Annotated in this window: 11 protein-coding genes and 4 pseudogenes; 9 read left to right on the forward strand and 6 right to left on the reverse strand. The window is 57.8% G+C overall.

All coding sequences use genetic code 11. The annotated features are described in order from the left end of the window. The first annotated feature begins 342 nt into the window (after positions 1–342). Positions 343–1,287: a hypothetical protein gene (locus tag BN903_RS12695; protein ID WP_052334961.1), complete on the forward strand. Its 945-nt coding sequence runs from the start codon at positions 343–345 to the stop codon at positions 1,285–1,287. Positions 1,288–1,297: 10 nt separating this feature from the next. Here the strand turns inward: BN903_RS12695 and BN903_RS12700 are convergent, their stop codons facing one another. Together BN903_RS12700 and BN903_RS12705 are read right to left on the reverse strand one after the other, a co-directional pair. Then, positions 1,298–2,419 carry a glycosyltransferase family 4 protein gene (locus BN903_RS12700; protein ID WP_079890672.1) on the reverse strand — a complete coding sequence of 374 codons (1,122 nt, stop codon included), beginning with the start codon at positions 2,417–2,419 and terminating at the stop codon, positions 1,298–1,300. Between the two features lie 62 nt (positions 2,420–2,481). Beyond that, positions 2,482–3,372 (reverse strand): glycosyltransferase family 2 protein, encoded by an 891-nt coding sequence (locus BN903_RS12705; protein WP_048078084.1) that lies wholly within the window; start codon positions 3,370–3,372, stop codon positions 2,482–2,484. A gap of 112 nt (positions 3,373–3,484) precedes the next feature. Here BN903_RS12705 and BN903_RS12710 point away from each other — a divergent pair, with 112 nt between their 5' ends. Together BN903_RS12710 and BN903_RS15240 are read left to right on the forward strand one after the other, a co-directional pair. After that, positions 3,485–4,636 carry a glycosyltransferase family 4 protein gene (locus BN903_RS12710; RefSeq protein ID WP_048078085.1) on the forward strand — a complete coding sequence of 384 codons (1,152 nt, stop codon included), beginning with the start codon at positions 3,485–3,487 and terminating at the stop codon, positions 4,634–4,636. A gap of 74 nt (positions 4,637–4,710) precedes the next feature. Beyond that, positions 4,711–5,373, forward strand: coding sequence for a hypothetical protein (locus tag BN903_RS15240; RefSeq protein WP_052334962.1), 663 nt, complete (start codon positions 4,711–4,713; stop codon positions 5,371–5,373). A gap of 11 nt (positions 5,374–5,384) precedes the next feature. Here the strand turns inward: BN903_RS15240 and BN903_RS12720 are convergent, their stop codons facing one another. From BN903_RS12720 to BN903_RS12730, 3 genes and pseudogenes are all read right to left on the reverse strand, one after another. Then, entirely contained in the window at positions 5,385–6,293 is a 909-nt protein-coding gene (locus tag BN903_RS12720; protein ID WP_079890673.1) for an NAD(P)-dependent oxidoreductase, read from the reverse strand. A gap of 37 nt (positions 6,294–6,330) precedes the next feature. After that, a complete protein-coding gene (locus tag BN903_RS12725) occupies positions 6,331–7,551 on the reverse strand; it encodes a glycosyltransferase (protein WP_079890674.1) in 1,221 nt (406 codons plus the stop codon). A 238-nt stretch (positions 7,552–7,789) separates the two neighbouring features. Further along, a pseudogene (locus BN903_RS12730) lies at positions 7,790–8,622 on the reverse strand (IS5 family transposase). Positions 8,623–8,962: 340 nt separating this feature from the next. On the opposite strand from BN903_RS12730, the pseudogene BN903_RS16080 reads away from it, so the two are divergent. From BN903_RS16080 to aglM, 6 genes and pseudogenes are all read left to right on the forward strand, one after another. Further along, a pseudogene (locus BN903_RS16080) lies at positions 8,963–9,602 on the forward strand (IS6 family transposase). Positions 9,603–9,615: 13 nt separating this feature from the next. Continuing rightward, positions 9,616–9,939, forward strand: coding sequence for a hypothetical protein (locus BN903_RS18175; RefSeq protein ID WP_052334963.1), 324 nt, complete (start codon positions 9,616–9,618; stop codon positions 9,937–9,939). Continuing rightward, positions 9,936–10,154, forward strand: coding sequence for a hypothetical protein (locus BN903_RS18180; RefSeq protein WP_052334964.1), 219 nt, complete (start codon positions 9,936–9,938; stop codon positions 10,152–10,154). Before BN903_RS18175 ends, BN903_RS18180 begins: the two co-directional genes overlap by 4 nt. A 93-nt stretch (positions 10,155–10,247) precedes the next feature. Continuing rightward, a pseudogene (locus BN903_RS18185) lies at positions 10,248–10,445 on the forward strand (UDP binding domain-containing protein); the annotation flags it as partial. Positions 10,446–10,513: 68 nt separating this feature from the next. Continuing rightward, a pseudogene (locus tag BN903_RS18190) lies at positions 10,514–10,624 on the forward strand (nucleoside-diphosphate sugar epimerase); the annotation flags it as partial. 348 nt (positions 10,625–10,972) lie between these two features. Next, positions 10,973–12,277, forward strand: coding sequence for a UDP-glucose 6-dehydrogenase AglM (gene aglM, locus BN903_RS12745; RefSeq protein ID WP_048078089.1), 1,305 nt, complete (start codon positions 10,973–10,975; stop codon positions 12,275–12,277). Between the two features lie 102 nt (positions 12,278–12,379). On the opposite strand, the gene glmU is transcribed toward aglM, so the two are convergent. Continuing rightward, a partial coding sequence (gene glmU, locus BN903_RS12750) for a bifunctional sugar-1-phosphate nucleotidylyltransferase/acetyltransferase (RefSeq protein ID WP_048078090.1) occupies positions 12,380–13,211 on the reverse strand: 832 nt, incomplete at its 5' end.

A 13,211-nucleotide genomic window follows, 5' to 3' on the forward strand; every position in this document is an offset into this window, starting at 1 on the left:
CCTATCCCCTGTGTGCCTTGCCTCCCACGCTTGACCAGCGCGGGGGAGAGGCCGATACCGGCGACGAGAACTCCGAACGTCCCGATCATCTCAAACACTTGGAATGTGCCGAGCGTCCTCGCCGGATTTTCCATTACCCGGGTGAACAGGACCACGGAGGCGAACGACAGGCCGAGCGTTCCAAGTTTCGCGATGGCCCACCCGACGCCCGACCGTGCGATGCTCATTGTACTTTCAAAGAGGTGGAACGCGAGGGTAAAGCGTTCTTCGGTGTACGGTCTTCCGGTGAAACGATAGCGAACTCACAATCACTTTTGTGTCGCCGCTCCATACCCCCGGTAAATGACACTAGTCGATTGGCTTCGGCAGATACATCAAAACAAACAAGATTATTCGACGGCGTTCGCGTTCAAACAAGCATTTCACGAACTCTATCTCGGTCTCCTTCGCCGAGGCCAGTCAGTTTTGAATCGGGGGGAACCACACTGGAGCGGGGATTGGGACGTTCTCCTCGTACTCGATACGTGCCGGCCGGATGTACTTCGCGAAGTTGCTACAACGGGCCAGTTCGATTGGCTTCCAGAGCCCCGAGAACACAGTACTTGGATGTCCGCGGGAACAACGAGTGACGAGTGGTTGGCCGTGATGTTCGACCCGGAGTTTGACTCCGAACTCGCCTCAAGTACGTACATCACCGGAAACGGCTTTTCACAGGGCTACGACACTGACCGCCTAGCGCTGTACGACTTTGTTACTGCCCGTCCACTCGGAGATGGGCTGACGGCTGTGCCACCGGACATCCTTACGGACAAAGCGATCGACGCGTGGCGGAAACGTGGTGAAATCGGTGCTGATCAGTTAATTGTCCACTATATGCAACCACACACGCCGTTCAGATCCAAACCGGAGTGGTTCAGTAAAGGTCACTCTGACAAGGCTACTTGGGGGGAAGGATTTACTGAACTCAGAGACGGGAACTTGGATAGCAAGGAGTTCTACGACGCGTACAAGGACAATCTGGTATGGGTTCTTGAGTCTATCGAACGGTTAGTGAACAACTGCGACGCAGACATAGTCATCACCGCCGACCACGGTAACGGGTTCGGTGAGGGGTTCGTGTACGGGCATCCGGAGGGACTGCCGTGTAAGACCGTCCGTGAAGTTCCGTGGGTTGAACTGTCGGGCGTCGACGAGGGATCGTACCAGCCGGTTCATACAGTTTTGGACTCCAAGGAGATCTCTGAGGAAGAACTGGAAGAGCATCTTCGTTCCCTCGGGTACCGTTGACCGGTTTGCCCTACTGGTCCTGAAGGATCGATTCGTATGCGGAGACAACTGAGTCGCCGTACCGCTCCCACGTGTACCCTTCGACTCGTTTCCGGGCGCTTTTGCCCATCCGCTCCCGGGTTTCGGGGCTTGAGCCTAGCCGTTCGATAGCGTCGGTCAGGGCATTGATGTCACCGACATCGACGACGATCCCGTCCTCGCCGTCCCGGACGAGGCTTCCGACGTTCGACGTAACTACTGCGGGAAGGCCGCTCGCCATGGCCTCGTAGCTCACGAGCGCACTCCCCTCTTCGACGCTCGGGAAGACGAACGTGCTCGCCCGTCGAAATTCCTCGCTCGGATTGTCTACCCAGCCCAGGAACTCAATCGAGTCGTCCTCCCTGTACTGATCGACGATCGGTTCCGCGGGTTTAGTGACCTCTCCTGCGATCCGAAGGGTGCCGTCTACGTCTGCTTGCTTCCACGCAGGTAGTAGGTACTGGATTCCTTTTCGTAGGGAGATACTTCCGACGAACAGAGCCGAAAATGGGTGTTCGGATCGAATGTAGTTCTCGGGTGGGGCGAACTGCTCGTGGTCTACACCGAATGGGATCTGATACAGCTGCTTCTCATTGAAACCTTCATCTAGGAAACTTTCGTAAACAAACTCGGAGGGGACGAAAACGGCGTCGGCCTCCGTGAGTTCGGTTACTGCACGCTCGTGTAGCCGTTCGTTTCGTGATGGTTCGTCGACGCCGAACCGCTCGCGCTCCTGTTGAACGAGACTACGCTGTACTGTCGGGTGGGTACTCGCTCGTTCGACGACCGTCTTCGCTCCTACACTCTTCGCCGTGCGGAGCGAATGTAAACACATATTGTTCCAGCCGTGAAATAGATCTGATCCCTCGATTTTTCGCGCAGTTAGCCGATTGAACAGGACGTCCTTGACATGGTAGTTCGGAATCTTTCGAAGGATCGAACCGCCGCTGTGGGTCTGTGTTACCTCCGTCAACTGTTCGTCCGAAAGCGTATACGAGATAGCTTTCCCTCGTAACGACGAGCGCTGGACGCCGCCGACAGCATGACCAGCAATACGTCCGATACCCGCACCACCCAAGTCACCTCCGAACGCATACGTGACTGATTTACTCATTTATGGAAGACACGGTAATACGTATAATAAGCGCTTGGTAACGTAACAATCGGGATCAGTCGTCAGATGTTCATCGCTACGTCGTCGTTATATCTTGCTTTCAATTCACCGTACCGGCTAAGCGCACGTTCGAGAACTGCGAGGCTGGCGAGCGTGAGATCTCGTGTTTGGAGAACCTCCTTCGGGAGGAACACAACTGATCCCAGCAAGCTTATAGCGACTCTGAGTTTGGATCGAGGAATCCCATGTTTTCGGTGAAAGTAGTAAGTCCCCTTCCCGTGGCGTATCGCTCGTTCCTTGAACGATGTAAACGAGTATTCGTCATTGTGGTGGACGACAACGGGGACGAATTTCATCTGCCAACCCTCCTGCGCCACTCGGTGCTGTAGATCGGCATCCTCCCCTGCCGCGGTCGGGAAAGCCTCGTCGAACCCATCCACCGCCTCTAATGCTTCCAGACGATAGCAGATATTTGCTGTCCCTCCCATCGGGAGGTCTGTATCGCCGACGGTCGGTTCCGTTGGCTGATCGTATACGACCTGGTTCCGGTACCGATGGAGTTGAGCGAAAGGGCTCCGTTCCTCGGCGTCTTCGGTCGGCTGTAACGGCCCTCCGACTGCCCCGATTCCACTCTCGAAGGACTCTACTAACCTCTCTATCCAGTCCTCTGGGACGATACAATCATCGTCAGTAAAGCAGACGAACTCCGATTTAGCTTCCTCTATTCCCCGATTTCTGGCGGCCGCCGGTCCGCTGTTCTCCTGTCGGATGATCTTGACTCGGTCGTACTGCTCGTCGATCTCGTTTAATAACGCTCCGTACCTAGGATCGGTCGACCCGTCGTCGACGAGGAGAACTTCGTATTCCGAAACTGACTGATCACAAACGGACGCGATCGTTTCGCCAATCTTATCGGAACGGTTGTATGTAGGTATGACGACACTAGCGAGCATCGGTCTCAGTCCTCATCAATGCTGTCACAGTCATTGATACCGATATACAAAACGCTTCTCATACATATGAAACTCCGAAACCAATTTACCCCCACCAATCATTTATCTGTTGATGCGCATCGCAGTCGTCGGATATCCTGTTCTCGCCGAGCGACAGTGGCTCCTCTGTTCGGAGTTTGAGCGAATGGGTCACGACGTCCATATTCTCGTCCCCGAATCCTGGCCCAACGTTCCCGGAGACGATGAGCCATCAGATAGCGTCCCATTTTCGATTCATCGGCACAGCTCTGCCCTCCACGGCTACGACGGAGTCTATTTTCTACAGGGACTCTCGGAATCGATCGAGCGAATCGATCCTGATGGGGTGATCACCCACGGCGAACCCTGGCAGTTCATCACGGGTCAAACGGGGTGGATTTGTAACCGCCTAGGGGTTTCACACGCAGTTTTCTCGTGGGAAAATCTGGATCGGGTCCCTTCGTCGAGAGTGAAACGTGGGCTCGAGTCACTGGTCTATTCCCGAATCGATGGCATCATCGCTGGAAGCGAAGCGACAGAAACCCGACTTCGGAACCGGGGATTCGACGGGCCGATCACTACCGCACCGCAGACCGGAGTGGATACTGAGAAATTCTCTCCGGATGTGGATGGAACCGATGTGAGATCCTCGTTTGGGATCGGTGCGGATAGCCCTCTCGTTCTGTATGCTGGACGGCTCGTGGCCGAGAAGGGGATCAACGTGCTTGTCGACGCAGTTCCGGCCGTGTCGAAGGCTGTCCCAGAGGCCGAGTTCCTGATTCTCGGCACAGGCCCGATGGAAGACGAACTCAGGTCACAAATCGACAAAACTGTAGATACCGATCGGGTGACTCTGGTGACGGAGAGGCAACCGTACTCGAGGATGCCCAAGATATACAACTCCGCTGATATCTTTACCTATCCGAGCGTGACGATCGATGACTGGGCAGAGCAGTTCGGGTACGCGACTGTCGAGGCGATGAGCTGTGGAGTCCCAGTGGTGACCACGGAGTGTGGGGCGCTCCCCTCCGTCGTCGGCGACGGAGGGCTGGTGTGTCCGGAGCATGATGCCGGGTCGCTTGCTGACCGGTTATCCGATCTACTGACCGACCCCGAATATAGGAGAGAGATAGGGAACGCGGCCCGGGAACGCGCTTCAACGAAATTCAGCCTTTCCGGGGTCGCCAAGACGCAAGTTGAATTTATCAGCCAACTATCCAGTAGTCGATCCGGAGGCGTTCGGTAGTTCTCGATGCCGTTGTGCGGCTGAGCGGAGACTTCCGAAGACGTTTGTTCCCCCAGCGAGAAACGGGTCACTAGATGGCATCCTTGCTAAAGCGTCTGTATAACACGCTGATTCGGGAGCGATTACCCAGAAAGATCGGCGTATTTAACGGTGTTCCAGTTCGTCAACCGCGCCTGCTCGACAGAACAGACGTCCAACCCGATTACGAGGACGCGCTGATAACCGCAATCAGGCAGTGTATCTCGGAAGGTGATACCGTGGTCGTCGTCGGGGGGGGATGGGGGGTTGGAACCGTCGTCGCTGCAGAGAACGCTGGTGAATCCGGGTGGGTTATCACGTTTGAAGCTTCGAAAGAACAAACAGAACACGTCCGAGAAACAATCAGGATCAACCAGGTAGAGTCGAGAACTGATGTCGAACACGCCGTTGTTGGGCCGGATATACACGTTTACGGCGAAGTGATGGGGGCGCGACAACTATCGCCTGGCGATCTCCCGGAGTGTGATGTTCTCGTTCTTGACTGTGAAGGCGCCGAAATGGATATCTTACAACACACTCAACAAGTGGGGAAAGAGATCATAGTCGAAACTCACCCGATGTACGACGCTCCAGCAGAGAAGGTGGAGGAATTGTTGACCGAAGGGGGCTTTGTTGTCAAATCGGTTCGCCACGAGCAATCCACGTACGGTGAACTGCCGGTGTTAACGGCGGTCAGAGAAGAGTCAGCCAACTCTTGATCGTTTGACGTTCATCTCGCATCGAGATACCATTTGATAGTGTCCTCCAGTTCTTCCTCTATCGGCTTTTTTGGCTCGAATCCCAGCACGGAGTTCGCCTTTGAATTGTCAGACACATACCTGCTGACATCGCCGGACCGGTCCTCGTCGAGTTCCCATCCCGGGCACTCGTCGACGATCTCTGAGACCATTCTCGCGACATCTTTCAGCGGGGTTCCATCGCCGGAACCGACGTTGAACGATTCCCCGTCAGCGACATCGATCCGGTTCATCGCGGCAACGATGGCATCGCAAACGTCGTCTACGTGTATGAAATCGAGGAGTTTGCCTTCCCCGAACACCTTCAGTTTCTCACCGGCGGCCGCTCGCGACGCGAATATCGGGATTACACGCCGGTTCGTGTCCTTCGGACCGTAGACGTTCGCCAGACGGAGAGAGACCACCCGTATATCGTGGTTCTGTGCGTACGCGTTGGCCAACGCCTCCCCACCGAGTTTGCTGGCAGCGTAGCCGTTCGGGCTGTCCGGGGAGACTTCGTCCTCTGACGGCCTGATCGCCGAACCGTACACGTCACGGCTTGACGCGTTGACCACGTCGGCCCCCATGCGGACTGCCTCCTCCAGAACGTGACGAGTCATCTTCAGGTTCTCGATGGCGCGATTGGAGTCCTCAACGACTGACTGTACCTGAGAGTGTGCCGCCAGATGAACGATAACGTCAACGTCCGGCAGTTCGGGTTCGGACAGGAGATCCACTCGACGTTCCTCGACGCTCGAAGGGTGCTCGAACTCCGGTGGTTCGATGTCGGCCCCGTGGACCTCGTACCCCTCCTCGACGAGATGGGTACAGAGGTTCATGCCGATGAAACCGCTGGAACCCGTCACCAGAACACGTACCATACTGTGTCGATTCTTGACCATCCGCAAAACCGTACCGGATGAAGGGAGTCCAATCGGTTTATTTGTTGATGACTGCCCGATAATGCTCTTCGAGACGTCGTGCGACAGCCTGTAGGGAATGCTTCTCCCGGACCAATTCGCGCCCCGCCTGCCCCATCTCCTCCCATCGATCCGGATTCGAGAGGAACTTCTCCAACGCCTGTATCAGAGCCTCCGGATCTCCCTCTGGCACTAGAACCCCTGATTCCCTGTCACGGACGATCTCGGGGATCCCGGCGTGCTCCGTCGAGATAACCGGGACGCCTGCGGCCTGTGCCTCAAGCAATACTGTCGGTGTCCCCTCCTTGTCGCCGGAACTCGCTCGCTTGCTGGGGAGAAGGAAAACGTGTGCCTCCGCGAGTAATCGCTGTATCTCTGTTTGTGACACTAACCCGAGCGTCTTGACCACGTCCGTCAGGTCACGCTTGGCGACCTCGGACTCGAACTTGTCCCGCAGAAGACCGTCACCAGCGATCCGCCAACGGATATCGTGTTCGGCCGAGACGGCATCGATGGCTTCAAGAGCGTCGTCCAGCCCTTTCTTTTCAACGAACCGCGCCACGGTTACCACCTCTGTCGGGCCTACCCTCCAACTCTTCTCCGGAGCCGGACTGAACCGTTCCGTATCTACCGGGAGCGGTTGAAGCGCGGTCTGATCCCGAGGACAACCGTTCGACACTAGGTCGTCACGCATATCCTCGCTCAGAACCGTGATCCGATCCGCGTGATCGAAGAGATACGTGTACGTGCTTCGGTTCTCTGGAACGTTGCTCGCGGCGTCGTGTCCGTAGAACGAGGCGACGTACGGTTTGTCCTCCAGTGTGGGGAGGAAGTCCCACCGTTTTCCGATCGGGCCGAAGTGAGCGTGCCATATGTCGAACTTCCAGTCCGACCGGATATGTGATCTGAATTGGTAGAGCGCGGCGATCCTCCCCCCACCCTCTACTCCTCGTTCGAGTGATCGGACTATCTCGGGGAGTGTCTCCGGGTGATGGAGAGCCAATCGTCCTGCCGTTAGTGTGCCCTCAATAGCGTTGGCGGGCCTACCGAGGTACGTTGTCCGGCGTGTCAGATCGAACTCGTCAACCTTCTCGTGGTGAAACTCTTCAGATGGATCCTCTAGGGCGAACACGTGAACGTCGTGTCCACGTCGTAGCAGTCCCACCACCTGATCCATGATGAACGTCTCCGAAATCTTGGGGAAGTATTCGACGAAAAAGGCGATTTTCATTCTTGTCATTCAGAGATCGGGCACGGACTATCAAACCTCTTGTCTTTACGAGCACCGTCCGAAATCTGTGCCTCTTTTATTGATGTGGAAATATACCCAGTCTGTTAACTCTCAGTCATCGGCTCCGGCTACGCCGGAAGGACCATCCCCCACTTGTTTCGCAGATCTCGTCCACGATATCGTGAATATCGACATTGATCAAAAACTCGTTGATAGGCTGTGTTGAATCGCTGTAAGGCGTAGAGATTCACTGTTTGACGAAGCGCTTGATGTTGTAGACCATACACATCAAGGCAATCTCGCGGAACTCACGGAACCACGACTGCGCTCGCACGGCGAAGCCGAGCGAGCGCTTCACAGCCGAATTCACAGTTTCAGTCATAGAGCGCTGATTGTAGCGGTTATCGTCGATTCTAGCGTTGTGTGCGTGGTCGTACGGTGCGAAGATGCGGTGCTTGATCAGCGGTCTAATCCCGAGATTGCGTAATCCTTCGCGGAGCGATTGCTTGTCGTAGCCCTTATCGGCAGCGAGAGACCGCAGATCGCCCGCGTTCCGGCGGGCGATCTGCTCAGCGAGATCTGCGTCGCTTCCTTCTCGGTTCGTCGAGCAGTGAACGTCAAGGACAGCTTGAGACGCTGTATCGACGAGTTTCGTGACTTTCAGCTTCTGAACGCGGTAGCTGATTCGCTGGCAGTAGTGGCGGCTCGCTGCTGAGCGTTCGTAGAATGTAGCGTCTATCGCGGCGTGTTCGGAGAGATCGTGCAGCTGCGCCGACTGGCGCAGCAGCACTCGACAGACGCTCATACTGATCCGGTCGAACGCCTTACACAACGTGGACGGCACGGGGAGATCGGCCGCATCAAGGCCGATCTCCCCGATTATTTGGTGGCATCTCTTTGAGTAGATCGATCGTCATCCGATAGGATGTGTCGAGGTAAATTCGCAGACAGTGGAGGGAAACGAGTGCGTAGTCGGCGAATCCGCCGCCGCCTTCCGGGGCGGCGGATTCGCCTCCATCGCCAGTAACTCTTTTGAGCAACCGGCACAACTTCCCCGATGAAGCGGGAGATTTGTGTCATAGGCAACCAAATCTTCCCGCTTCAACGCCTTTGATTTAGCGACCTACCCTGCCGCCGTATGGCGATTCAACACAGCCGTTGATACCATCAACTACGGGGAGGGAACCGATCCACGAGGACAGCCTACCGAGTTAGTCGCGAGCCACGCCGGCTCCGACGGAACCGGACAGCTTCAAGCGACGACCGACTACCGGGAGGTCCTCGACATCGAACTCACCTTTCTTTGTCTCCCGATCTCCTCCAACGACGACGGGTCCATCGACCTCTCGATCATAAACGTTGGAGCCGAACGGTTGGTCGCGTTAAGTTAGAGGATAAGGCGGACGATGTCTGAGTGTCTATGGCAGAAATTGACCGCCTCAGCGAACGTATTGCGTGGATCGACTTGTCGTTTGTGGAGCGAGATCGAACGCCGCGATGGGCGGTTGAAGTAGGGATCCGCTGTCACTTAGCCGGTATGTCGCTCCGCGAGGTAAGTAAATTTCTCGAAATTTTTTTGGATCAACCGGAGCCACGTTGCTGTTCACAATTGGGTTCATAAAACTGATCTACAGCCGATCTCGACGGTCTCTGCGGATCAACTCGTGGTTGACGAAAAGATGTTCCGCCTCCATGGACAGAAGTTCTGGCTGTACGGTGCGGTTGGTCCATATACCAACGAAATCCGCCAAGTAAGCCTCTATCCTACCGCAACGAAACAGACGACGCGATGGTTTCTCATCGAGCTTCACCGACGCTACCAGCTTGATGATGTCGAATTTCTCGTCGATGACGCCGATTATCTTGGCCCAATTCTTGCCGAAGATGGCTATCGATTTCGGGTGATTCGCCATGGAAATCGGAACGCTATCGAACGTGTATTTTGAGAAATAGAATGACGAACATCATCGTTTACAAATAGTTTTAGCAATGTCGCGCTAGAGACCGCTCAAAATTGGCTCGAAGCCGTCGCTGTCTGCCACAATTCTCCCCAAATTTAACGCGACCGAACGGTTGGGTGAGACACTCGCCGAGAAGGACGGACACCACGATGTCGTCGTCAAAAGTACTTTCGTCCCGGGAACGACTGAGGACACACTTGCTCCACTCCTCGCTGAGACTAGCAGTGAACGTCTCGGCGAGGACCTCGGTGTCGAGATAAATCCTGAGTTCCTGCGAGAGGGGACGGCAGTAGCAGATTTCTTGAACCTGGACAAGGTCGTTCTCGGCGCTGACAACGAACGGACTCGCGAGACGATGCCGGAGATCTTCGAGTCGCTCGTCAAGCACGCCGACAACTCGCCGATGTCGAGGCTGGGACGCACGAGGCTGAGATGATAAAATACGCGAACAACGCATTCCTGGCATCGAATATCTCGATCGCTAACGACCTCGGGAACATCTGTAAGGAGTACAGTGTCGACATGTACGAGGTCGCCGATGCGAGGGGGCTGGACTCACAGATCGCACGACTGTTCCTCGACAGCAGCCTCGACTGGGGCGGGAGCTGTTTCCCCCAAGGACGTCGACGCGATCATCGCTGCCGCCCGTGAGGCTGACTATGATGTCCCGCGCCTTCTACTGTAGTCGAAGCGAACGATCATCAACTCGAACGGCTCCTCGACTTGCTCGGCAACCACATCGGCGTGGCAGACCGGCAGGTCGCAGTACTCAGTCTCGCGTTCAAGCCGAGGACGGGTGGGATCCGGAATACTCGCGCTATCCCCGTCATCGAGGGGCTACTCGAACGGGATGCTAACGTTGTCGCGCACGACCCGGTCGCGGTCGATAACATGCGTGAGCAGTTCCCCGACATCGAGTACGCCGATTCGGCAGCCGATGTACTGCGTGACGCACATGCCAGTCCCGTTGTGACCGACTGGAATCAGTACGAAGTGCTTGACGAAAGTTTGACACGATGGTCGACTACTCGACATTCCACGAGGCGACCGGCTGGGAGCCAGAAATCGACTTCGAGGAGGGCGTCGAACTCGTGTGTGAGCCATACCGCAGCGACAAATAATCGCACAGAAAATTCGTCAGCCGTCAGCTACGAAGTCAAACAGATCGACGATCGGTGCGACGGTAAGTACGATATTTCGGACTCGATCTATCTACTAATTTAATCCAACAGAACCACAGACGCGAGCCACCTTGACGGCTGACGCATCGATTTGGATCCCTGATAACCGGAACCATGTGGAAACAACTCACGGAGTGTAACGCTGGCGAGACGGGGAGAGCGAAGTGAATTTGGACTAGTCCGTCGCCGGGTCGTAGAGACGGTATCTGAAGACAAGCCCCGATTATCGCTGTCAGAGACGATCCGACCAGACGTTTCTTGTGCCGGTCCCGCGAACGGCCACCCAGAATGCGTCTTTCAATCATCGGAAGCGGCTATGTCGGTACTACCGTAGCAGCCTGTTTCGCCGATCTCGGCCACGAGGTCGTCAACATCGATATCGACGAATCGATCGTCGAGACGATCAACGACGGCGACGCGCCCATCCACGAAGCGGGCCTCGACGAACTCATCGCCGCCCACGCCGGCCCCGAGGGCACCGGACGCCTCAGAGCGACCACCGACTACGAGGCCGTCCACGACACCGAGGTGACGTTCCTCTGTCTGCCGACGCCGCAGAACGACGACGGCAGCATCGATCTCTCGATCATGGAGGCGGGCGCGACCCAGCTCGGCGAAACGCTCGCGGAGAAGTCGGGCTGGCACACCGTCGTCGTCAAGAGCACGGTCGTCCCCGGCTCTACGGAGGACACCATCACGCCCATCCTCGAAGACGCGAGCGACACGACCGCGGGCGAGGCGTTCGGCGTCGGGATGAACCCGGAGTTCCTGCGCGAGGGGACCGCCGTTGACGACTTCCTGAACCCCGACAAGGTCGTCCTCGGTGCCGACGACGAGCGGGCACTCTCCGACATGCGCGACGTGTTCGACCCGCTCGTCGACCGGGCCGACGCGCCGGTCGTCGAGACGGACACCCGAACCGCCGAGATGATCAAGTACGCCAACAACGGCTTCCTCGCGGCGAAGATCAGCCTCATCAACGACATCGGGAACATCTGCAAGGAGTTCGGCATCGACTCCTACGAGGTCGCGGACGCGATCGGTCTCGACGACCGCATCGGCGAGCAGTTCCTCCGGAGCGGCGTGGGATGGGGCGGCTCGTGTTTCCCGAAAGACGTCGCCGCGATCATCGCGGCCGCGGAAGAGCAGGGGTACGAACCGCCGGTGTTGAACGCCGCGGTCGACCTCAACGACCGTCAACCGGGTCGGCTGGTCAACCTCCTCGCGGGACACCTCGATTTAGCCGGCGCTCGCGTGACCGTCCTCGGACTCGCGTTCAAACCCGGAACCGACGACGTGCGTAACTCCCGGGCGATTCCCGTCGTCGAACAGCTTCAGGAACGCGGTGCGACGGTGACCGCCTACGACCCGGTCGCGACGGAAAACGCGAAGGCGTACCTCGATGACGTCGAGTACGCCGACTCGGCCGCGGCCGCGCTCGACGACGCCGACGGGGCGGTCGTCGTCACCGACTGGGACGAGTTCGCCGCGCTCGACGAGGAGTTCGACGCGATGGCGAACCCCGTCGTCGTCGAGGGGAGACGGATCGTCGAGCGGCGGGACGGGATCACCTACGAGGGATTGACCTGGTAGCTGGTTCGTCGAGATCGGCGCACGGTTCACGACGGGGAGGTGGTCGTTCCGCGGAGCGATCTCAGCTGCGGACGACGGCGCGACTGTGCCGGCTCGGTCTCCTCACGTCCGGTCGCGCGTCAGGACCTCTCCGGGACCTGTTGTCTCGCCGGCACCGAGCTTGACGCCGGCGTTCAGCGAGGTGTTGATACCGGTCTTCGCGCCGTCGCCGGCGATCACGCCGAGCTTTCGCCGACCGGTGTCGACGCGCTCGCCTTTGACCGTCAGGCGCACGTTCTCGTCGTCGTGTCTGAGGTTGGCGACGTTCGTTCCCGCGCCGAAGTTGACGCCGCGGCCCACCACCGAATCGCCGACGTACGAGAGGTGGCCCACCGACGCGTCGGCCATGAGCACCGAGTTCTTCACCTCGACCGAGTGGCCGACGTGGACGCCCGGGCCCACCACGGTCGACCCGCGAATGTAGGCGTTCGGTCCCACGTCGGCCCCCTCGCGGATCAGCGCCGGGCCTTCGACGTAGACGCCGGACCGGAGTCGAGCGCCGTCCTCGACGACGACGGGCCCGTGGAGATGGACGCCCTCCTCGACGGTGCCGGCGATCGCGTCCGTCGCGCCCGTCGCGCCGTCACCCGCGTCCAACTCCGCGAGCGCCAGCTCGTTCGCTTCCAAGAGCTCCCACGGACGGCCGACGTCGAGCCACGCGCCGTCGTACGGGGCCACGTCGACCCGGCGACCGTCGTCGAGCAGGAGGTCGATCGTCGTCGTGATCTCGTACTCACCGCGCTCGCTTTCGGGTGTCCGGTCGATGTACTCGAACACTTCCGGCTCGAACGCGTAACAGCCGACGTTCGCGAGGTTCGTCGGCGGGTCGTCGGGCTTCTCGACGATGTCCGCGAGCGACCCGTCGGCCGCGGTCGAGAGCACGCCGTACGCCCGC

The organism is Halorubrum sp. AJ67, assembly GCF_000513435.1.